Here is a 21,627-nt window from a genome sequence, read left to right on the forward strand (position 1 = left end):
TTGAGTGTCAGTGCCAGCCGTTAGCGTAGTTATATGCGGTTATTGCACACCTCGGACTGGCATCTGGGCCGGTCGTTCCACGGCGTCGGAATGCTTGACGCGCAACGGTCCTTTGTCGACCAGCTGGTCGCCTTCGTCCGCGACGAAAAGGTCGACGTCGTCCTCATCGCGGGCGACGTGTACGACCGTGCGCTGCCCGGCGTCGACGTCGTCGGTCTCCTGGACGACGCCCTGGTGCGGCTGACCGACGCCGGCGCCGCGGTGGTGCTGACCAGCGGCAACCACGACTCCGCCATCCGGCTCGGCTTCGCTTCCCGGCTGCTGGAACGCGGCGGCGTGCACCTGCGGACCAGGCTCGACGACCTCGCCACGCCCCTGCTGCTGCCCCTCAACGGCGACGACGCCGGCCCGCAGCTTGCGATCTACGGCATCCCCTGGCTGGAACCCCGGCTGATCGCCGGCGCCCTCGGCGTGGACACGGCCAGCCACTTCGAGGTCACCCGTGCCGCCACGACCCTGGTCCGCGCCGACCTCGCCGCCCGGTCCGCCGGGCGCACGGTCCACTCCGTTGTGCTGGCCCACACCTTCGCCAGCGGCGGGATCAGCTCCGACAGTGAGCGCGACCTGAGCATCGGCGGCGTCGGTGCGGTGCCGCTGGATCTGTTCGACGGGTTCTCCTACGTGGCACTCGGCCACCTGCACGGCCGGCAGGAACTGTCCCCGGCGGTCCGCTACTCCGGATCGCCCCTGGCCTACTCCTTCTCCGAGGCCCGTCACCGCAAGGGCGGCTGGCTGGTGGACATCACGGCCGACGGTGTGGACAGCGTCACGGAGGTGCACTGGGAAGCCCCGCGAGAACTGGCGGTGCTCCGCGGGACGCTCGAGGAGCTGCTCGCCGACGACGGGCTGGTGTGGGCCGAGGCGGCGTACTGCCAGGTGACGCTGACGGACGCCCAACGCCCCGCCCAGGCCATGGAACGGCTGCGCGCCCGCTTCCCGGATACCCTCGTGCTCGGCTTCGACCCCGAGGGTGCCAAGGACGCGCCCAAGACCAGCTACAGCAGCCGGCTCGCCTCCGCCGTCGACGACCTCTCCGTCTGCTGCGGCTTCCTGGAACACGTCCGCGGCCGGAGCGCGGCCGAGGCCGAGGCGGCCGTCCTTGCCGAGGCACTCGAAGCGGTCCGGCTGGAAGGGGTATCCCGATGAGGATCCACCGCCTGGAAATCTCCGCGTTCGGCCCCTTCGCCGGCACGGAAGAAATCGACTTCGACCGGCTCAGCGCCCATGGTCTGTTCCTGCTCAACGGTGCCACCGGTGCCGGTAAAACCAGCGTCCTCGACGCCATCTGCTTCGCCCTCTACGGCTCCGTTCCCGGGGCCCGGCAGGAGGGCAAGCGGCTCCGGAGCGACCACGCCGAGGCGGGAGCCGAACCGCGGGTCACCTGCGAATTCTCGGCCAAGGGGCGGCACTTCGAGGTCTCCCGCACCCCGGCCTGGAACAAGCCCAGCGCCCGGGGCAAGAACGGCTTCACCGAGCAAAAGGCGAACACCCTGCTCCGGGAGCGGGTGGACGGCACCTGGGTGGAAAAGTCGGGCCGCAACGACGAGGCCGGGGCCGAGATCACGGCCCTCTTGGGCATGGACCGGGACCAGTTCACCCGGGTGGTCATGCTTCCGCAGGGGGACTTCGCCGCGTTCCTGCGGTCCAAGGCCGCGGACCGCCTGGCCCTCCTGCAGAGCCTGTTCGGGACCCAGCGGTTTGAGGCCGTCGAACAGGAGCTCGGCCGGAAGGCGGCAGCCGCCCGGGCCGAGGTAGAGACCCTCAACGGCGAGCTGGCGCTGCTCGTCGCCCGGGCCGGCACCGAAGCCGCCGGGCTGGGGATCGACCCCGACGGCGGTTCGGAAGACGTTTCGCAGGACGACCCCGCCGCGCTGCTGGACTGGTACGGCCGCGAGGCGGAAGCGGCCGGCGCTGCCCGCCGCGCCGCCGCCGGGGACGCCGACGCCGCCGCCGCCGACCTGTCCGCCCGTGCGGAATCTCTCGCGGCCCGGGCCGCCCGCCAGGCCCGCCTCACGGCCGCCCGGCAGCGGCGGGAGCTGGCCGAGGCGGCTGCCCCGGACCTGCGCACCGCCGAAGAGCGGCTTGCCCGGCACCGTAAGGCGGAAGTCCTGGGCGGACACCTCGACACCCTCGACGGCGCCACCGCCGCCGAGGACCGTGCCGGGGAAGCTGCCCAGGCTGCGGCCACCGTCCTGCACGCCGCAGCTGCCACCGATCCCGAACTGGCGGCGCTGCCCGACCTGGCCCCGCACCAGGGCGGGCCCGACCCCGCCGCGCTCCGCTCCGGCGTCACCCGACTGCGCAGCCTCCGGGCCGTCCTGGCCGAACGGATGCCGGACGAAGAACGGCTCGCCGCCCTGCGCACGCGCTCCGCGGGCCTGCACCGGGACGTCGAACGGCTCACCGACACCGGTACGGCCACCGCGGCGCGGCTGGAAGCGCTCCGGGCGGACGCCCTCGGGCTCCGGCATGCCTTGGCCCCGCTCGAAGAGGCGGCGGCCGACCTCCAGCTTCGGGTCAAGGAAGCCGACGCGGCCGACGAACTCGTGGCCGTCGTGAAGCGGCACGCCGCGGCCGCGGAGGACTGCGACCGGCTGGCCGAGCGGCGCCGCGTGGCCCGCGACACCCACCAGGACCGCCGCCAGGCCTGGCTGGACCTCCGCGAGGAGCGCCTGGCCAACGCCGCCGCCGAACTGGCCGCACAGCTGCACCCGGGGGAGCCCTGCGCTGTCTGCGGCAGCCCCGACCACCCCGCGCCGGCACCGCTGGCGGCCTCCGCGCTGACCATAGCCGACGCCGAGCAGGCAGCCCAGGCCGCCGCCGAGGCGGCCGAAGCGGTGCTCGAGGACCTCGACCGCGAACTCGCCGACGCCCGCCAACACCTGGCCGTCCTCGCCGCCCAGGGCGGGGACGCGGCCCTCGAGGACGCGCTGAGCGATGCCGGGCGCGCCCGGGAACGGGCCGCGGAGGCCACGAAGGCTGCCGCAGACCTCGAAGCCGCCCGGAACCGCTGCGAGGGGCTGGACGAGGAGATCTCCGCCCTCGAGGACGCGGGGGAGGATTCCGCCGCCGAGCTGGCCCGGACCCGTGCCGCCGTGGTCGAGGTGGACACCCAGGCCGCCGAGCTCGACGCCACCCTGCTGGGCCTCCGAAGCGGGCACCCCGGACTGGCCGGCCGCATCGCCGCCGTGGACTCGGCCGTTGCCCTCCTCGAAGACGCCGACGCGGCCGCCGTCAGCCTGGCGCAGGCACAAGCCCGGACAGCGGAGGCCCGGGAGCGGCTGGAGCAGGCCCTGCCCGCCGCCGGCTTCGACTCCGCCAACGCCGCACGGGAGATGCTGCTGTCCGCCCGCGAAGCCGCCAACCTGGAAGCCGCGGTCCGTGCCGGACGGGACGAAACCGCGCGCCTCGAGGAACTGTTCGCGGGGGAGGACCTGGTCCTGGCCGCCGCGGAACTCGCCGACCAGGGACCGGTCCCCGCCGGTGCCCTCGAACAGCTCAGGTCCGAGTCCGTCGCGGCGCTGGACGCGGCCCGGGAAGCCGGGGTGTCCGCCGGCCTGGCCGCCTCCTCGGCACGGACCCTGGCCGGTCTCCGTTCCCGCTACAGCGAACTGGCCGAAGCCGGCCGGGAACCGCGGGAGCGGGCGGCGCTGCTGACCGCTGTGGCCGAGGCTGCCCGAGGCGGCGGCGACAACAGCTACCGCATGAGCCTGAACAGCTACGTTCTGGCCGCCCGGCTGGAGCAGGTGGCCGACGCGGCCTCCGAGCGGCTGATCGGCATGAGCGACGGCCGGTACACGCTCCAGCACACCGACGCGAAGGCCTCCCGCGGGCAGAAGTCCGGCCTCGGTCTGGAAGTCGTGGACCTCTGGACTGGCCAGCGGCGGGATACCGCCACCCTCTCCGGCGGCGAATCCTTCATGGCGTCGCTGTCGCTCGCCCTCGGACTGGCCGACGTGGTGCAGATGGAATCAGGCGGCGTGGACATCGAGACGCTCTTCGTGGACGAGGGCTTCGGCAGCCTGGACGAGCAGTCCCTGGAACAGGTCATGGATGCCCTCGAGGGTCTCCGGGACGGCGGCCGGGTGGTGGGCCTGGTCAGCCACGTCGCCGAGATGAAGCAGCGGATCACCACCCAGCTGCAGGTGGTGAAGGGCCGGAACGGTTCCACCCTGCACATCTCCGACGAGGTGCCCGCTTAGGCCCGGCCGGGAGCTGCCCCCGAACGCCGTCCCGGGGGAGGCCACGGCACGTGCCGCCCGATATACTGGGACGGTCACCGGGTCGCGCGCATCGGGAGGGGGGACGATGCGCACCTCTTAGCGAACCCGGAAACCATGAACCCCTCAGCCTCATCGACGCCTCACGCGTCCCCGGATGTCTCCGCCCCGGCCCAGAACCAGGAGCGCGGCGGCCGGTTCGCCCGGCTCCCCGTCCTCGCCGGGCGCAGCTTCATCCCCCTGGGCCTTGCCGCCCGACTGCCCCTGGCGATGCTCACCGTCGGGGCGCTCACCCTCGTCACCGCGGTCACCGGCTCTTACGCCGTCGGCGGTGCCGCGGCAGGCGCCGTCGGGATCGGGTCCGCGGCCGGCGCCCCCGTCTTCGGCGCGCTCGCGGACCGGCTTGGCCAGCGGCGCGTCCTGATCGTCGCCGCCCTGCTGAACGCCGCCGCCGTGACCGCCCTGATCCTCGCCGCCTACCTGGTGCCCGACGCCCGTGACCTCGCCGCCGCCGCGCCGGTCCTGGCCGCCGCCCTGATCGCCGGCGCCAGCTGCCCGCAGGTGGGACCGCTCGCCCGGGTCCGCTGGATGGCCCTGACCTCCGGCCGGCCCGGGGACCTCGACACGGCACTGTCCTACGAGAGCACCGCCGACGAGATCACCTTCGTGCTTGGCCCCGCGCTCGTGGGCATCATCGCCAGCCTGCTCAGCCCGTGGCTGCCCCTGGCCATCGCCGCGGTCCTGACCCTGGCCCTGGTGCCCGCCTTCGCCGTCCACCCCACGCACCTCGCCGTGCCCCGCACCCGCCGGACGCAGGAGCCCGGGATCCCCGCCGCCGCGGCGCCGTCCTCCACCGCCGCCCGGCTCCGGGCCGCCGTCGCGATTGCAGTGCCCGTACTGGCCATGGTCTGCATGGGGACCTTCTTCGGCGCCACCCAGACGTCGCTGAGTTCGTTCTCCGCCGGGTTCGCCGGCTCCGAGCTGGCCGGCCTGCTCTACGCGGTGATGGGCCTGAGCTCCGCCGCGGCCGCCCTGTCCGTTGCGTACTGGCCGCGGCGGATCGGGCTCCGCACCCGGTGGCTGGCGTGCGCGGGGCTGATGACGGCCCTCGCGCCGCTGCTGTTGCTGCCCGATTCCTTGCCGCCGATGATCGCGGTGCTGCTGGTCCTCGGCCTGCCGGTGGGGCCGCTGATGGTCACCGTGTTCGGCATTGGCGGCCTGGTGGCGCCGGCGGGACGGCTTGGGACCGTGATGACCGCGCTGGCCAGCGGAATTGTCGCCGGCACGGCCATCGGCTCCTCCGTGGCCGGCCAGCTGGCGCAGACCGCCGGCTACTGCACGGCGTTCATCGTGCCGGTCTGCGCGGCCGGTGCCCTGTTCCTGCTGGGAGCCGCTGCCGCCGTCGTCCTTCGTCGGCGGCCCTAGGGGCTCAGCCGAGCTGGGCCTCGATCCGGGCGGCACCGGCGGTGAGGGCCGCGGCCACCTCGGCGGGATCCTGCGCGGCCCTGAGGTACACCACGGCCAGCGCAGCGGGCCGGCCGCCGGGCACGCGCACCGGGACGGCCAAGGACGAAACACCCGGGATGACCTCGTCGTGGCTGGCGGCGTAGCCAAGCCGGCGGGCCGTGGCGGCCTCGGCCCGGTACGGGACTGCCGGTGCCAGGGCGCGCCATTCGTCCTCCGTGTAGGCGGACTGGATGGCGATCCCGGGGGCGCCGGCGTTGATCGGGTGCCGCGATCCCGGGTGCTGGACGACGGCGGGGCCGGCGTGGCGCGGATCGACGGTGACCAGCGTGACGCAGTCCTCCCGGTCCCAGACCGCCAGGAAGGCACTCATGGCCAGGGCGTTGGCCAGCTGGGTCAGTTCCGGCAGGGCCGCCGTCTGCAGGTTGCGGGACACCCCGCGCGCCAGGACGGCCAGCCCCGGCCCGGGCTGGACCCGTCCGGCGTCGTCGCGGACCAGCAGGGAGTGGTCCTCAAGGGTCCGCAGGATCCGGTAGGCCACCGAGCGGTGGACTCCCATGGCAACGGCCAGTTCCGCGATGGTCATGGGTTCCGGGGCGTCCGCGAGGATCTCCAGCGCGCGGATGCCGCGGGAGAGGGTCTGGGACGGGGGCGCCTGGACGCCGGCGTTGGGGGTCATGTGCCCATCCTAAATTTGCACGGCTCCTAAGTTCGCACGGCCCGCTCCTGCCGCGACGGCGGCAGGGGACCGTAACGGCGTGCCGGACGGGCGCCCCTTGTGCGCGGGGTCACAGTGAAGTAGCGTGTGACAGCAGTGTTCCATATATGAACAGCAAGTTCAAATATAGAACAGCACACCGAACCGACATCGGTTCGTCATCAACCGAAAATGTGTGCCTTATCACAACTTTTGTAGTAGGCTCACGATACTAACTGACCGTTCGATCAGTAAATCGGTAGGCACAGCAACACTTAGCACCCACTGGCAGTACCTCTGCCCCAGCAACGGAGTTCCAATGACCGCAACTTCAACCGTCGATTCAGCGGCGGGCCCCAGCACTAAACATGAGGAACGCAAGGTCCTCGCCGGGACGCTGGTCGGTACCACCATCGAGTGGTACGACTTCTTCATCTTCGCCCAACTGACAGCAACGCTGCTGTCCCCGCTCTTCCTCGCCCCGCTCAACGCCTCCAATCCGGGCCTGGCCCAGATCCTCTCGTTCGCGTTGATCGGCATCAGCTTCCTGTTCCGTCCCCTCGGCGCGATCATCGCCGGCCACCTCGGCGACCGTCTCGGCCGCAAGGCCATGCTCGTCTTCACCCTGGTGATGATGGGCGCAGCCACCGCCCTGATCGGCGTGCTGCCCACCTACGCACAGATCGGTTTCTGGGCCCCGGTCCTGCTGATCCTGCTGCGCGTCATCCAGGGCTTCTCCGCCGGCGGCGAATGGGGCGGCGCAGCCCTGATGGCCGTCGAACACGCCCCGGTCGGCCGCCGCGGACTCTTCGGCGCCTATCCGCAGATCGGTGTCCCGGTCGGCATGATCCTCGCCACCGGACTGCTCTACTTCCTCAACACCGGCATGTCCAAGGAAGACTTCGCCAGCTGGGGCTGGCGGGTGCCGTTCCTGCTCTCGATCGTGCTGATCGTCGTCGGCTACCTGATCCGCCGTGCCGTGGCCGAGAGTCCGGTCTTCAAGGAGATGCAGGAGCGCAAGGAGGAAAGCAAGGCGCCGCTGGGCGAGCTGGTCCGCAAGCACAAGAAGGCCGTCCTCTACTCGACGCTGATCTTCATCGGCAACAACGCCGCCGGCTACCTGCTGATCGCCTTCTTCATCTCCTACGCCACCAAGACCCTGAAGATGCCCACCCCGCAGATCCTGCTGGCCACCACGCTGGCGTCCTTCGGCTGGCTCATCTTCACCCTGGTCGGCGGCTGGCTCTCGGACAAGATCGGCCGGGTCAAGACCTTCCTGATCGGCTACGCGATCGTGTTCGCCTGGATGATCCCGATGTTCGCGCTGATCGACACCAAGGACATCATGCTTTACGGCATCGCCCTGTTCGTCCTCACCGTGGGCCTGGGCCTCTCCTACGGTCCGATGTCCGCGATGTACGCCGAAATGTTCCCGGCCAACGTCCGCTACTCGGGCATCTCCATCGGCTACGCCTTCGGCGCGATCCTGGGCGGCGCCTTTGCGGCCACCATCGCCGAGGCACTGCTGCAGGGCACCAAGTGGACCGGCTCGATCGGTATCTACATCATGATCCTCTGCGTCATCTCCGCCGTCGGCGTCGTGCTGGCCAAGGAAACCCAGGGACGCCCGCTGGGCGTCAGCAGCCACCACTAGGCGCGGCTGCCGGCAGGCAGCACCGCACCGCGCGGGGTCACGTGCGCTCATCCGGTACCGCCGGGCGGGCAGCATGTGGCCCCGCGCCGCTGTTGGCGGCCCGGACGCACGACGGCGGCTGCCGCGCCGGACCGATGGGGAGCACTATCCATCCATCAAATGGAAAAATCCCGGTAGGCTGACGCGGTGGGCTGCCGGACGCGGCCCGACGCGTATGCGATGTGTGGACTAATGGGGGATTGAGTGGCCGGGACCTTTTACGGCGCGGACGTGGCGCAGCTGCGCAGAATGGCCGCGCGCGCAGGCAGCGGGGCGGGCAGCCTGGGTGCCCTGCAGCGCCGCCTTGGCGCGGAGATCGCCGGGTCCGCCTATTGGCAGGGGCACGACGCCGGGGCCTTTCGGTCGGAATGGGACCGCGTCCACGCGCAGTCCCTGGCCCGGGCGGTGGCGGGGCTGGAGCAGATGCAGCGCGAACTCACCGCCCACGCCGACCAGCAGGAGAACGCCAGTGCCGCAGCCGGGGCCCCGGCTCCCTCCGGCGGGTCCACGCCGTCGACCAACCCGGCCGGCGCGCCGCCGTCGGTGCTGCTCACGCCCGCTGCGCTCTCGGCACAAACGCCGCGCCAGGTCGGCAGGTGGTGGGCCGGCCTGGACGCGGCCGGACGGGCCGACTTCCTCCGGCTCTACCCCTACGCGGCCGGCAACACGGACGGCCTGCCGGTCGACACCAGGATCGAGGCGAACCGCGTCGCCGCCGGCACGCGCCTGGCGGAGCTGGAGCGGGAGGGAAGGGGTTCGACGGAGGAGGCTCAATACCTGAGGAACACGGTCAAGGGGAACATCCGCCTGGCGGCGTACGACCCCTCGAAAGGTAACCTCATTCAGATGATCGGCGACTATGACGGCAGCACCACAACGGTCCTGACCTATGTGCCCGGCACGTTCGCGACGGCCGGCGACTTCTACGCCGGCAGCGCCCAGAAGATGGCCGCGTACCTGCAGCAGTCCGATCCCACCGGCCGGACGGCGGCCTTCGTCTACAAGAACAGCGAGTTCCCGCAGGACGGGACCTTCCGGCAGTCGGCGGACAAGGCCTTCGGCGAGGCGGCCGGACGGAAACTGGCCGCCTTTGAGTCGGGCCTGGCGGACCAGAACCCCTCCGGCGCCCGCACCGTCGCGGTGTCCCACAGCTGGGGCGAGGCCGCCGTGGCATCCTCCGAAATGTACGGTACCCACTACGACCGGCAGATTTCGTTGTCCGGAGCCTGGATGCCGGAGGGATGGAAGGCCGATCCCGGCACCGCCTATGATCACTTCGCCTACGATTTCGACGCGCTGGCCACCGCCCAGGGCCTCGGCCTGGTGGGGGATAAGTACCCGCTGGCCGATCCGGCCTTCACCAAGCACATCTACGATGACCCGGCGCGGAACATCGTCCTCGGCCCGGTGAAGATCACCACGGATCCGATGGCCAAGATCGACAACCACAGCCTGATTGCCAACGCCCAGGACGCGCGGAACCGGGCTGCCCGCGAGGACGTCGCCAAACTCATTTTCGGCGGCCGGCGATGAGCCCCGCCACGGTCGCCCGCCGGCTGTCCACCGCCGTGACCCTTACCTGCCTGGCTGCCATCCTCGCCGCCTGTGCACCCGCCGCCGATCCAGGGAGCCCCAGCATGGACCTCACCACCGCGAAGCAGTCAACCCGCAGCCAGCAGCAGGAACTGATGGCGGTCGTCCCCCCCGCGGAGATCGCGACGACGACCCAGACGGAAACCTCCCGCGCCCTTTTCGAATGTGACGCCAACAGCTACTACTGGCCGGGAACGATGGATCTGGTCCTCACCCCGGAGGCGGACGGCGCCGGGCTGCTGCAGCAGATCAAGGCCGCGTGGTCCGGCAAGGAAGGCTGGACAGTGGAGGAAAAGACCAGCGTCAACGGGATCCCCGAACTCGTGATCGTCAGCCGGGAGGGGTTCCGGCATTCGATCGAATTCAACCCGCAGCGGAACGCGCTCTACACACTCTCCTCGTCGGCGTGCTTCCAGATGGAGGGCAAGCCCGACCCCGGGACCGACTACTGAGCGGGGCCAGGGCCTAGACGCCGAGGAACTCGATGGCCCCCTGTTTGAAGGCCCGGCTGGTCACGGCGTTGGTGTGGTTGCGGCCCGGCAGGACCAGTTGCTCCACCAGGGCCCCGGCCTTGCTGCCCAGCGCGGCCAGTTCGGGCATGGACGCCGCCCGCTCGTCCTTCTCACCGGCCACCAGCAGCATCGGCATCGGCGGGACCGCCTCGGCCGGGTCGAAGGGTTCGTCCTTGATCGCCTCGATCAGGGACAGCAGCGCGAAGATGTTGTTGCTCGGCAGCAGCTGGGCCATCTTCAGCAGCCCCGCGGTGGAGTCGTCGGCGATCGGGGTTCCGTCCGCCAGGTAACGCTGCGCGGCGGGCAGGTCGAACGCGGCCAGGGGGTCCGCCACGTTGGGGCCGCCCAGGACCAGGCGGTGCACCAGCTCGTGCTGGGTGGCGCCGAATTCCCAGGCCAGCCGGGACCCCAGCGAGTAGCCGATCACGTCCAGGCCGGACGCCGGGTCGCCGTCGCGCAGGGGCCGCGCGCCGGCGTCGAACGCGATCTGGAGCAGGTCGGCGCGGATCCGGCTGGGGGAGTAGGAATCCCGGTCCTCCGGTGCGCCGCTGCGGCCGTGGCCGGGAAGGTCGACGGCGATCACACGGCGGCCGGCCTGCGTGAGGGCGGTGATCCAGCCCGTGTCCTCCCAGTTCAGCTTGGAGGAGGAGGAGAAGCCGTGCAGCAGCAGCACAGGGCGGAGGCCGGCGTCGTCCTGCGGGTCGACCACGTTGACGTACAGCTGGGGGTCGGTGCCCTCGACCGTGTGCTGGTGCTGTTCCCCGGTGTGCCTGCCGCTCATGGCCTCAGTCCTCATCAAGTACGGCGCTCAGGCGGACCCGGCGCTTCGGTGCCTCTTCCTTCGGGACCGTGCCCACGATGCCGGCGGTGTCATCCGGCACCTCGAACACGATCAGCGGCTCGCCGACGTTGATCTTCTCACCTGGTCCGCCGTGAATACGCACTACCTTACCCGCCTGGGGGCTGGGCAATTCGACCGCGGACTTGGTGGTTTCAACCTCCACCAGGGGCTGGTTGCGTTCCACCTGGTCGCCGGGGGCGACGAGCCATTCCAGCACGGTCGCCTCGATCAGGCCCTCGCCCAGGTCCGGCAGGGGGAAGGAAAGTTCAGCCACGTTTGTACTCCAATACTCGCTGGATGCCGAAGAGGATCCGGTCAATGTTCGGGATGTATTCGTCCTCCAGGTCCCCGGAGGGGTACGGGACGTCGAAGCCGGTGACGCGTTCTACCGGCGCCTTGAGGGTGTCGAAGCAGGCCTGCGTGATCAGCTGGGCCACCTCGGCGCCCAGGCCGGAGGTCAGCGGCGCCTCGTGCACCACGACGGCGCGGCGCGTCTTGCCCACCGAGGCGGCCAGCGCGGCGGCGTCGATCGGCTTGAGCCAGCGCAGGTCCAGGACCTCGATCTCGATCCCGTCCTCGGCGGCGAGCTCGGCCACCTGCAGGCAGCGGGCCACCATCGCGCCCCAGGCCACCAGGGTCAGGTGCCGGCCCTCGCGCATCACCTTGGCGCCCTCCGGCGAGCCGGGATTGGCGGTATCCACCTCGCCCTTCTGCCAGTAGCGGGACTTCGGTTCCATGAAGATCACCGGGTCCGGCCGGGTGGCGGCGTGCTTGAGCAGGTGGTAGGCCTCGTGCGGGTTCGACGGCGAGACCACCTTGAGCCCGGGCACGTGGGCGAAAAGCGCCTCCAGGCTCTCGCCGTGGTGTTCGGGTGCGCGGATGCCGCCGAAGCTGGGCACGCGGAGGGTGATCGGCATCGGCAGCGTGCCGCGGCTGCGGTAATTCATCCGGGCGATCTGGCAGACGATCTGGTTGATTGCCGGGTAGGCGAAGCCGTCGAACTGGACCTCGGGGATGGGGTGGAAGCCGGCCATGGCCAGGCCCACCGACATCCCGAGGATGCCCGACTCGGCCAACGGGGTGTCGAAGACCCGCTGCGCGCCGTGCCTGGCCTGCAGCCCGTCGGTGATCCGGAAGACCCCGCCCAGCCGGCCGCAGTCCTCGCCGAAGATCACCGCCTTCGGGTTCTCGGCCAGCACCTCGTCCAGCGCCCGGTTCAGGGCCTGCTGCATGGACATCGTGACCGTGGCGGCCGCGGTGGTGGCGGTGCCGCTTTCCAGGGTCGGGCTAGACATGTTCGGACTCCTCGCGCCAGTTGACCGCCTGCGCCTGCAGGGCCGGGGTGGGTTCCTGGAAGACCAGGTCAAACATTTCCGCACCGGGCCGGGACCCGAGCGCCTGGATGCCGGTGCGGATGGCTTCCTCCTCGGCCTTGGCGGCGGCGAGGGCCTCCGCGAAGAACGCCTCGTCGGCGATCCCCTCGGCCAGCAACCGCTGCTTCAGTCGCTCCAGCGGGTCCGCGCCGGCGCCGTCGCGCTCCTCATCGAGCGAGCGGTAGCGTCCCGGATCGTCCGAGGTCGAGTGCGGTCCGCGCCGGTAGGTCATGGCTTCGATCAGCACCGGGCCGTGCCCGGCGCGGGCGTGGGCGAAGGCGCGGCGGGTCGCCTCAACGACGGCGACGACGTCGTTGCCGTCCACCTGCAGCGCCGGCATGCCGTAGCCGGCCGCCCGGGCGGCGACGGAGCCGCCGGCCACCTGGCGTTCGGTGGGCACGGAGATGGCCCAGCCGTTGTTCTGTACGAAGAAGACCACGGGGGCCTTCATGACGGCGGCGAAGTTCAGGGCCTCGTGCACGTCGCCCTGGGAGGAGGCGCCGTCGCCGAAGTAGGTAAGGGCCACGCCGGTGGTTCCGCCGCCGGTGTTCTCCAGGGTCTGGCCGTGGGCCCAGCCGACGGCGTGCAGGACAGAGCCGGCCACGACGGCTTGGATCGGGGCGAGCCGGGATTCCAGCGGGTTGTAGAGGCCGCCGTGCCAGGTGGCCTTATGGGTGGACATGTAGCCCACCATGTCCACGCCCATGGTCCGGGCCACGCCCATCTCCCGGTAGGTGGGGAAGACGAAATCGCGGCTGGTGTCCACGGCGTAGGCGCTGCCCACCTGGGCCGCTTCCTGGCCGAGTTCGGGCGCGTAGCCGGGAATGATGCCCTGGCGCTGCCACGCGATGGCGGAGGTGTCCAAGTGCCGGACGGACGCCATCAGCGTGTACAGCTCGCGCAGCTGGTCGGGGGTGAGCGGTGCGGCGTCGTCGCCGGACACCGCAAGCGGGAGTGTATCCATGGCTGTGACCCTAGTCACGGGCTAGGCGTTGGGCAATCAGCCCACAACACGCTGGCCAATCTGCCAAAAGCTGCCGGCGTCTACGCATCCATGGGTAGCAGCTTGTATAGCTGCGCCCCGGTCGGGTCAGCCGTCTGTCCGGCGGGTCCTGCCGAACCGGGCCCCGGCCCAACAGGCCGCGGCGATGGCGGCCACCAGGATCAGGGTGCTGACCAGCTGCTTGCTGCTCTCCGGGCTGCTGAACCCGACGGCGAAGATCAGCGCCAGTAGCACCAGGCCGACAATCGTCAGCACCGGGAACCCCTTCATCCGCAGCGGCAGCGCTGTCCCGGCCCGGTCGGCCCGGCGGCGCAGCACCAGCTGCGAGACCAGGGCCGAGCCCCAGACCACCAGGCAGGTCGATCCCACCAGCTGGAAGAGCGCCGGCAGGATCCGGTCCGGGAAGAGCAGCTCCAGTACGGCGGCCACGAAGCCGAAGGCCACCGAGACCGCCACCGCCACCACCGGGACGCGGGCTGCGTTCAGCCGGGACAGTACCCGCGGCGCCTCCCCGCGCTGGGAGAGCGAGAAGGCCATCCGGGACGCGCCGTAGAGGTTCGCGTTCAGCGCCGACAGGAGGGCGACGACGGCCACCAGGGTGATCGCGGCGCCCGCCCCGGGAATCCGGGCGGCGTCCAGGACCCCGGCGAAGGGGGACTTCAGCGCCTCCGACGTCGAGGGCAGGACCGCGGCGATCACGAAGACCGAGCCGATGTAAAAGACCAGGATGCGCCAGACCACGGTCCGGATCGCGTGGCGCACGCTGCGCTCCGGATCCCTGGTCTCGGCGGCGGCGACGCTGACGATCTCGGTGCCGCCGAAGGCAAAGATCACCACGAACAGGGCCGTGGCGATGCCGCCCAGGCCCGCGGGCGCGAAGTCGGCGGTGATAACCGACAGCCCGGGGCCCGGCACGTCCGGCAGCAGCCCGAGGATCAGGGCGGCACCGATGATCAGGAAGATGACGATCGCGGCGACCTTGAGGATGGCGAACCAGAACTCGAACTCGCCGAAGTTCTTCACGCCGGCGAGGTTGATGGCGGTGAACACCGCCATGAAGATCAGCGACAGGGCCCAGACCGGCACTACCGGCCAGACGGTGAAGAGCAGACCCGCCGCGCCGAGGGCCTCGGCGGCGATCACCACCACCAGCTGCAGCCACCAGAGCCAGCCGACGGTGGCGCCGGCGGTGTTGCCGAGGGCGCGCTGGGCGTAGACGGAGAACGCCCCGCTGACGGGATTCGCCGCGGCCATCTCGCCGAGGGCCCACATCACGATGATGATTAGCGTCCCGGCCACCAGGTAGGAGAGCAGGACGGCGGGGCCGGCGGCCTGGACGCCCGCCCCGGAGCCGAGGAACAGCCCGGCGCCGATCGCACTGCCGAGGCCCATCATGGTCAGCTGCCGGGGCAGCATGGTGTGGCCGAGCTCGCGGCCGGGTTCCGTCGCGGCGGACTTCGTTGTCATCTGGCGGACCTTCTCTGCGTGGTGGGATGTCCTTTTGGGACCATTTGAATTTACCGCCCGTCCGCGGCGCCGAAGAACCACCGGCGTGAGATTATTGTGGCAGTTTGCTTTCCAAACCGGCCGTTATTCTGCTGTTTGTACTTCTGATTCGCCCGAAATCGAGGAATCCGCCATGACCGTCGACGCGCTCGATGCCAAAATTGTCCGATTCTTCACCGACTCCCCGCGCTCCTCGGTGCTGGAGGCCTCCCGCGTGCTGAAGGTGGCCCGGGCGACCGTGCAGTCCCGGCTGGACCGCATGCAGGAGTCCGGGGTGATCGGCTCCTGGGTGCCACAGCCGGACCCCGCCCGGTTCGGCTACCCCGTGGTGGCGTTCTGCTCGCTGACCATCAATCAGGACCTGGGCCACGACGCCGTCGTCGAGGCGCTGGCGCAGATCCCGGAACTGATCGAGATCCACACCGTCTCCGGCGGTTCGGACCTGATGGCCCGGATCGCCGCCCGCTCCAACCCGGACCTGCAGCGGGTCCTGGATGCCATGATCGCCACGCGGACCGTGCTGCGCTCCTCGTCGGTGATCGTGCTCAACACCCACTTCGAAGGGCGGACGCTGCCGCTGCTGGAGGCTGCGGCCCGCCCGCAGTAGCGACCCGTCACTATTTGGTGCTCCGGCGGCGTCGGCGTAGAATCAGTTCTAGTCAATATGACTATAACTACTCCGGCAGTCGGGCCGGAGCCGTCCGGCCGGCGCCCGCCACCGGCCCCGGACCCCGAACCGCGGGGGCAGACCACCATGTACACCTCACCGGCCAATGTCAGCGAGCGCCGCCTCGCGCCGCCGTCGTTGGCCATTTCCACGGTGATCTTCGCCCTCCGGCCAAGCGAGTCCTCGGGCCGGCCCACCCTCTGGATCCCGCTGGTGCGGCGGATCCGCGAACCGTACAGGGGCCTGTGGGCGCTCCCGGGCGGCCCGCTCAGCCACGACGAATCCTTGCAGGACGCCGCGTCCCGGAACCTGCGCGAGACCACCGGCCTGGCGCCCAGCTACCTCGAACAGCTCTACGCCTTCGGCGGCCTGCACCGCTCACCCACCCAGCGCGTGGTCTCGATCGTCTACTGGGCGCTGGTGCGCCCCACCGAGGCGGCGCTCGCCGACGAGTCGGAGAACGTCCGCTGGGTGAGGGCGGACCGGCCCGGCCAGCTGGCCTTCGACCACAACGCGATCGTCGACTACGCGCTGTGGCGGCTGCGCAACAAGCTCGAATACGGCCCCATCGCCTACCACTTCCTCGGCGAGTACTTCACCCTCGCCCAGTTGCGCGAGGTCTACGAGGCCGTCCTGGACCGCGAACTGGATCCCGCGAATTTCCGCCGCCAGATCAAGGCGGCCCCGGAAATAGAAGAAACCGACGAATACCTCCAGGGCGGCAAACACCGCCCGCCCCGCCTCTACCGTTACACCGGCCGCCCCGGCCTCGATCCCGACCACAGGAGCACAACATGAGCAGCGTCAACACGGCGATCCAGCTGATCACCCGGGAGGCGGCCACAGGCCAGGCATCAGGCAGTCCGGCCGCGGGGTCCACCTGCAGTCCGGCGCTGGCCAGCGGACCCTGGGACTTCGACCTCGCCGAGGCGCTGGCCGGCGTCCCGGCGTACGGTCCGGGCGCTTCGGCAACCGACGTGGCCCCGCCGTCGACCCCGCGGCAGGGGCAGCTGCCGGAGGAGTACAAGCGGGCCACCGACGCCGAACTCGACGCCCGGATCCGCGCCGCCAAGGCCACGCTGGGGGACCGGGCCGTGATCCTGGGCCACTTCTACCAGCGTGACGAGGTGGTCGAATACGCCGATTTCGTGGGCGACTCCTTCCAGCTGGCCAACGCGGCGCTGACCCGGCCCGAGGCGGAGGCAATCGTCTTCTGCGGCGTGCACTTCATGGCCGAAACCGCGGACATCCTCTCCGCCCCGGAGCAGGCCGTGATCCTGCCCAACCTCGCCGCGGGCTGCTCGATGGCGGACATGGCGGACATCGACTCGGTCACCGAGTGCTGGGATCAGCTGGAGGAACTCTTCGGCACCGAACCGGACGCCGGCGGCCGGGTCCCCGTCATCCCGGTCACCTACATGAACTCCTCGGCCGCACTCAAGGGCTTCTGCGGCGAGCACGGCGGCATCGTCTGCACCTCCTCGAACGCCGCCACGGTACTGGAATGGGCGTTCGAGCGCGGCCAGCGGGTGCTGTTCTTCCCCGACCAGCACCTGGGCCGCAACACCGCCAAGGCCATGGGCGTGCCGCTGGAGCAGATGCCGATGTGGAATCCGCGCAAGGACCTCGGCGGCAACGAAGAGCAGACGCTGCAGGACTCCCGCGTGATCCTCTGGCACGGCTTCTGTTCCGTGCACAAGCGCTTCACCGTCGCGCAGATCGAGAAGGCGCGGGCCGAGTACCCGAACGTTCAGGTGATCGTGCACCCGGAGTGCCCGATGCCGGTGGTCGACGCCGCGGACGCCGCCGGCTCCACCGACTTCATCCGGAAGGCCATCGCGGCCGCCACCGAGCCCACGGTCTTCGCCGTTGGCACCGAGATCAACCTGGTCAACCGGCTGGCCGCGGAGTACCCGCAGCACACGATCTTCTGCCTGGACCCGGTGATCTGCCCCTGCTCCACGATGTACCGCATCCACCCCGGCTACCTTGCCTGGGTGCTCGAGTCCCTGGTCCGCGGCGAGGTGGTCAACCGCATCACCGTGGCCGACGACGTCGCCGCCCCGGCCCGGGTGGCACTGGAACGCATGCTGGCGGCGCGGCCGTGACCAGGCGCCTGGTCATTATCGGCAGCGGCATCGCCGGGCTCTACGCCGCGCTGCTCGCGGCCGAGGTACCCGGCGTCGAGGCGGTGCTGCTGACCAAGGGGACGCTCGGGGACGGCAATACCGGCTACGCCCAGGGCGGGATCTCCGCCGTCCTGGGCCCCGGGGAAGCGGCCACCGGGGACTCGGTTTCCGCCCACATCGCTGACACCCTCGCCGCCGGCGCCGGACTGAGCGACCCGGAGGCCGTCCGGGTGCTTTGCACCGAGGCGGTCCGGGACATCGCGGGGCTGCGCCGCTTCGGCGTGGAGTTCGACGCCGCGGCCACCGGCGGCCCCGCGCTGGGCCTCGAGGCGGCCCACTCCGCCGCCCGGATCCTGCACGCCGGCGGCGACGCCACGGGCGCCCGCATCTCCAGCGCCCTCGGTGCCGCCGTGCTGGAACAGGCCGACCGCGGCCGGCTGAGGGTCCTCACCGGGGCCTTCGCCACCGCGCTGCTCACCGGCCCGGATGCCGTTGGCCAGGACGCCGGGGACCAGCTCCCACCTGCGGTTACCGGCGTCGCCTACCTCGCCGGCGGGCGGCGGCACCGCCTGGACGCCGACGCCGTGCTGCTGGCCACCGGCGGGGCGGGCCGGATGTTCTCCCGCACCACCAACCCGCGGGTCGCCACCGCCGACGGGCTGGCCCTGGCCTGGCGCGCCGGTGCCGCCGTCCGGGACCTGGAGTTCTACCAGTTCCACCCCACCACCCTGGCCACCGCCGACACCCCCGACGGCCCGCCCGCCCTGCTCGTCTCCGAGGCCGTACGCGGCGAGGGCGCCGTGCTCCGCGACGCCGCCGGCCGCCGCTTCCTGCCGGACTACCACCCCGACGCCGAATTGGCACCGCGCGACGTCGTCTCCCGCAGCATCGCCCTGCACCTCGCCGCCACAGGCGCCGACCCCGGAACCGCCGTCCACCTCGACGCGCGGGGGATCGAGGCCGCCCGCGGCGCCGGCTACCTGGCACGACGGTTTCCCACCATCACCGCAGGCACGCGCGCGGCCGGCTACGACTGGACGGCAGAGACCGTGCCCGTCTCGCCGGCGGCGCACTACTGGATGGGCGGCGTCGCCACCGACCTCGCCGGGCGCACCTCCGTCGCCGGGCTCTACGCCGCCGGAGAGGTCGCCTGCACCGGGGTGCACGGGGCCAACCGGCTCGCCAGCAACTCCCTGCTGGAGGGGCTGGTGTTTGGGCGCCGGGCCGTTGAGGACTTCCTCGGAGCCCACGCGGCGCCCGCCTCTGTGCAGGGAACCGCCCGGACGGCCGCCCACAGTGACGCGGCACCGGATCCCCGTCCCGGGGCGTTTTCCCGGGACGCCCTGGGCAGGCTGATGACCCGGACCGCCGGGGTCTCGCGGACGGGAGCCGGGCTGGACGCCGCGGCGGCCCGGCTCGCCGCCTGGGCGTCCGAGCTCCGGCCGGAGACCGTATCGGAAAGCGCGGACCAGGCCGGGCACGAGGACCGCAACCTGCTGCTGGCCGCCACCCTCCTCGTCGAGGCGGCCCGGCGGCGCACCGGCTCGGTGGGCGCCCACTTCCGGGCGGAGCCGGAGGCCGCGGCGGCCGTCCCGCACACCCCGGAGCCCCGGTCCCTCCACCTCCCGCAGCCCGCCCACGGCCCGCGGCACGCCACCCGTTCCAAGCAAAGGATCACGTCATGACAGCACCCGCCCCGGCCGCCCGCAGCACCCGCCCGGCCGCGAGCCCCGCCGTCACTCCCGCAGCCGTGGCCGGGACCCTGCCGGCGGCCGCCGTCGAAGCCGTCCTGTGCGCCGCGCTCGCGGAGGACGCCCCTTACGGGGACATCACCTCCCAGACGCTCATCCCCGCCGGGACCCGCGCGACGGCGGTGCTGGCCGCCCGCGTGCCCGGGGTCTTCAGCGGCGGCCAGGTCTTCGCGGCGGCCATGAAACTCGCCGACGCGGACGCCGTCGTGAGCCTGCTGCTGGCGGACGGGGAGCGCTTCGACGCGGGCACGCCCCTGGCCCGGGTCACCGGGGACGCCCGCGGCGTGCTGCTGGCCGAACGGGTGGCCCTGAACCTGGTGCAGCGGATGAGTGCGATTGCCACGAAAACCGCCGAGTACGTCGCCCTCGTGGCCGGCACCCGGGCCCGCATCACCGACACCCGCAAGACCACGCCGGGACTGCGCGTGCTGGAACGCTACGCCGTGCGGTGCGGGGGCGGCAGCAACCACCGGGCGGGGCTCTCGGACGCCGTCCTGGCCAAGGACAACCACCTGGCCGTGCTCACCGGGGGAGACCCGGCCAGGCTGACCGCCGTGCTGCGGGAGGCCAGGGCCCGGCTGGGCCACACCACCCACTTCGAGGTGGAGGTGGACACCATGGAGCAGATCGAACCGGTGCTTGCCGCCGGGGTGGACACCATCATGCTGGACAACTTCTCCCTGATGGAGCTGGCCGACGGAGTCGACCTGGTGGCCGGGCGCGCCCGGGTGGAGGCCAGCGGCAACGTCAACCTGGGCACCGTCGCCTCGATCGCGGCCACGGGCGTGGACGTGATCTCCATCGGTGCCCTCACCCACAGCGTCGCCGCCCTGGACCTGGGGCTGGATATTGAACTGGACTTTGAACCGGGCACCGATCTGGACACTGACCTGGACACCGACGCCGGCTCCGGCACCCCCACGCAGCCCGACCCGGGAGCCCAGGGGACGCCGTGATCTTCCTCGACGCGGCCGCCACGACCCCGGTCCGCCGGGAGGTGCTGGCGGCCATGTGGCCCCACCTGACCGGGGAGTTCGGCAACCCCTCCAGCCACCACTCGCTGGGGGAGGCGGCCGCGGCGGCCCTCGCGGACGCCCGGGTGGCCGCGGCCCGGGTCCTGGGCTGCCGCCCCGGGGAAATCGTGTTCACCTCGGGCGGCACGGAGGCGGACAACCTGGCAGTCAAGGGCATCGCGCTGGCCCGCCGTGCTGCGGATCCCCGGCTGGACAGGGTAGCCATCAGCGCCGTCGAACATCCCGCCGTGACCGAATCCGCCCGCTACCTCGAACGCGTGCACGGCTTCGCGGTGGACGTGATCCCGGTGGACCGCTACGGACAGGTCACGGAGGATGCCGTCGCCGCGGCGCTGCGCCCGGAGACCGCCGTCGCCAGCGTCATGTACGCCAACAACGAGGTGGGAACCGTCCAGCCCGTGGCCCGGCTGGCCGGCGTGGCCGCCGACGCGGGCGTCCCGCTGCACACCGACGCGGTGCAGGCCGCCGGCTGGCTGCCGCTGGACGCGGCGGCGCTGGGCGTGGCCGCGCTCTCGGTGTCCGGGCACAAGCTCGGCGCGCCCAAGGGCTGCGGTGCCCTGGTGGTGCGCGGCCGGACCAGGCTGGAGCCGCTGGTCCACGGCGGCGGCCAGGAACGCGGCCGCCGCTCGGGGACCGGGAACGTGGCCGCCGCGGTGGCGCTGGCGACGGCGCTGACGCTCGCGGCGCAGGACCAGGCCGGGCGTGCCGCCCGGGTGGCGGCGATGCGGGACGGGTTCATCGCCGCGGTCCTCGCCAACGTGCCGGGTGCGGTCCTGACCGGGCACCCGGCCGAGCGGCTGCCCTCCGTGGCGTCGTTCTGCTTCCCCGGGACCAGCGGCGAGTCGGTGCTGCTGGAGCTGGAGCGCCGGGGCGTGGTGTGTTCCAGCGGCTCGGCCTGCGCCGCCGGGTCCGATGAGCCGTCCCCGGTGCTGGTGGCGATGGGGATCCCCGCAGCGGTGGCGCAGACGGCGGTCCGGTTCAGTTTCGACGCCGGCATCACCGCCGCCGAGCTGGACCAGGCGGCCGCCGCGGTCCGCGGGGCGGTCGGCAGCGTGCGGTCCCTCGGGGCGTAACGCCGGGCTTT

Annotated in this window: 18 protein-coding genes; 12 read left to right on the forward strand and 6 right to left on the reverse strand. The window is 71.7% G+C overall.

The window, feature by feature from the left end:
- The first annotated feature begins 33 nt into the window (after window positions 1–33).
- From ACFVY3_RS03540 to ACFVY3_RS03550, 3 genes are all read left to right on the forward strand, one after another.
- Complete coding sequence (locus ACFVY3_RS03540; RefSeq protein ID WP_400158783.1) at window positions 34–1,206, forward strand: exonuclease SbcCD subunit D; 1,173 nt, start codon at window positions 34–36, stop codon at window positions 1,204–1,206.
- Window positions 1,203–4,262 carry an AAA family ATPase gene (locus ACFVY3_RS03545; RefSeq protein WP_400158784.1) on the forward strand — a complete coding sequence of 1,020 codons (3,060 nt, stop codon included), beginning with the start codon at window positions 1,203–1,205 and terminating at the stop codon, window positions 4,260–4,262. The genes ACFVY3_RS03540 and ACFVY3_RS03545 overlap by 4 nt, the downstream gene beginning before the upstream one ends.
- Window positions 4,263–4,397: 135 nt before the next feature.
- Window positions 4,398–5,705 (forward strand): MFS transporter, encoded by a 1,308-nt coding sequence (locus ACFVY3_RS03550; RefSeq protein ID WP_400158785.1) that lies wholly within the window; start codon window positions 4,398–4,400, stop codon window positions 5,703–5,705.
- Between the two features lie 4 nt (window positions 5,706–5,709).
- Here ACFVY3_RS03550 and ACFVY3_RS03555 read toward each other — a convergent pair whose 3' ends face one another.
- Window positions 5,710–6,423, reverse strand: coding sequence for an IclR family transcriptional regulator (locus tag ACFVY3_RS03555; RefSeq protein WP_290257440.1), 714 nt, complete (start codon window positions 6,421–6,423; stop codon window positions 5,710–5,712).
- A 337-nt stretch (window positions 6,424–6,760) separates the two neighbouring features.
- Between ACFVY3_RS03555 and ACFVY3_RS03560 the strand changes: the two genes are divergently transcribed.
- From ACFVY3_RS03560 to ACFVY3_RS03570, 3 genes are all read left to right on the forward strand, one after another.
- A complete protein-coding gene (locus tag ACFVY3_RS03560) occupies window positions 6,761–8,095 on the forward strand; it encodes an MFS transporter (RefSeq protein WP_400158786.1) in 1,335 nt (444 codons plus the stop codon).
- Between the two features lie 243 nt (window positions 8,096–8,338).
- On the forward strand, window positions 8,339–9,667 hold the full coding sequence (locus tag ACFVY3_RS03565; protein WP_400158787.1) for a WXG100 family type VII secretion target: 1,329 nt from the start codon (window positions 8,339–8,341) through the stop codon (window positions 9,665–9,667).
- Entirely contained in the window at window positions 9,664–10,179 is a 516-nt protein-coding gene (locus ACFVY3_RS03570) for a hypothetical protein (RefSeq protein WP_290257444.1), read from the forward strand. The genes ACFVY3_RS03565 and ACFVY3_RS03570 overlap by 4 nt, the downstream gene beginning before the upstream one ends.
- Window positions 10,180–10,192: 13 nt before the next feature.
- On the opposite strand, the gene ACFVY3_RS03575 is transcribed toward ACFVY3_RS03570, so the two are convergent.
- The 5 genes from ACFVY3_RS03575 to ACFVY3_RS03595 all read right to left on the reverse strand — a co-directional run bounded on the left by ACFVY3_RS03575 (window position 10,193) and on the right by ACFVY3_RS03595 (window position 14,923).
- Window positions 10,193–11,020: an alpha/beta fold hydrolase gene (locus ACFVY3_RS03575; RefSeq protein WP_364134822.1), complete on the reverse strand. Its 828-nt coding sequence runs from the start codon at window positions 11,018–11,020 to the stop codon at window positions 10,193–10,195.
- A gap of 4 nt (window positions 11,021–11,024) precedes the next feature.
- Window positions 11,025–11,354 (reverse strand): biotin/lipoyl-containing protein, encoded by a 330-nt coding sequence (locus ACFVY3_RS03580; protein ID WP_290257447.1) that lies wholly within the window; start codon window positions 11,352–11,354, stop codon window positions 11,025–11,027.
- Window positions 11,347–12,375 (reverse strand): alpha-ketoacid dehydrogenase subunit beta, encoded by a 1,029-nt coding sequence (locus ACFVY3_RS03585; RefSeq protein ID WP_364134825.1) that lies wholly within the window; start codon window positions 12,373–12,375, stop codon window positions 11,347–11,349. The genes ACFVY3_RS03580 and ACFVY3_RS03585 overlap by 8 nt, the downstream gene beginning before the upstream one ends.
- The gene (locus ACFVY3_RS03590; RefSeq protein ID WP_400158788.1) at window positions 12,368–13,417 is read right to left on the reverse strand and encodes a thiamine pyrophosphate-dependent enzyme; all 1,050 of its coding nucleotides are present in this window, start codon (window positions 13,415–13,417) and stop codon (window positions 12,368–12,370) included. The genes ACFVY3_RS03585 and ACFVY3_RS03590 overlap by 8 nt, the downstream gene beginning before the upstream one ends.
- A 126-nt stretch (window positions 13,418–13,543) precedes the next feature.
- Window positions 13,544–14,923, reverse strand: coding sequence for an amino acid permease (locus ACFVY3_RS03595; RefSeq protein ID WP_400158789.1), 1,380 nt, complete (start codon window positions 14,921–14,923; stop codon window positions 13,544–13,546).
- Between the two features lie 172 nt (window positions 14,924–15,095).
- Here ACFVY3_RS03595 and ACFVY3_RS03600 point away from each other — a divergent pair, with 172 nt between their 5' ends.
- The 6 genes from ACFVY3_RS03600 to ACFVY3_RS03625 all read left to right on the forward strand — a co-directional run bounded on the left by ACFVY3_RS03600 (window position 15,096) and on the right by ACFVY3_RS03625 (window position 21,616).
- A complete protein-coding gene (locus tag ACFVY3_RS03600) occupies window positions 15,096–15,569 on the forward strand; it encodes an Lrp/AsnC family transcriptional regulator (protein WP_290257452.1) in 474 nt (157 codons plus the stop codon).
- A 147-nt stretch (window positions 15,570–15,716) separates the two neighbouring features.
- Window positions 15,717–16,427, forward strand: coding sequence for an NrtR DNA-binding winged helix domain-containing protein (locus ACFVY3_RS03605; protein WP_400159053.1), 711 nt, complete (start codon window positions 15,717–15,719; stop codon window positions 16,425–16,427).
- The gene (gene nadA, locus ACFVY3_RS03610) at window positions 16,424–17,737 is read left to right on the forward strand and encodes a quinolinate synthase NadA (RefSeq protein ID WP_400158790.1); all 1,314 of its coding nucleotides are present in this window, start codon (window positions 16,424–16,426) and stop codon (window positions 17,735–17,737) included. The genes ACFVY3_RS03605 and nadA overlap by 4 nt, the downstream gene beginning before the upstream one ends.
- Window positions 17,734–19,443 (forward strand): L-aspartate oxidase, encoded by a 1,710-nt coding sequence (gene nadB, locus ACFVY3_RS03615; protein WP_400158791.1) that lies wholly within the window; start codon window positions 17,734–17,736, stop codon window positions 19,441–19,443. The genes nadA and nadB overlap by 4 nt, the downstream gene beginning before the upstream one ends.
- The gene (gene nadC, locus ACFVY3_RS03620; RefSeq protein WP_400158792.1) at window positions 19,440–20,465 is read left to right on the forward strand and encodes a carboxylating nicotinate-nucleotide diphosphorylase; all 1,026 of its coding nucleotides are present in this window, start codon (window positions 19,440–19,442) and stop codon (window positions 20,463–20,465) included. The genes nadB and nadC overlap by 4 nt, the downstream gene beginning before the upstream one ends.
- Window positions 20,462–21,616 carry a cysteine desulfurase family protein gene (locus tag ACFVY3_RS03625; RefSeq protein WP_290257457.1) on the forward strand — a complete coding sequence of 385 codons (1,155 nt, stop codon included), beginning with the start codon at window positions 20,462–20,464 and terminating at the stop codon, window positions 21,614–21,616. The genes nadC and ACFVY3_RS03625 overlap by 4 nt, the downstream gene beginning before the upstream one ends.
- The last annotated feature ends 11 nt before the right edge of the window (window positions 21,617–21,627 follow it).

Source organism: Arthrobacter sp. BPSS-3, assembly GCF_044628475.1.
Taxonomy (GTDB): Bacteria; Actinomycetota; Actinomycetes; order Actinomycetales; family Micrococcaceae; genus Arthrobacter.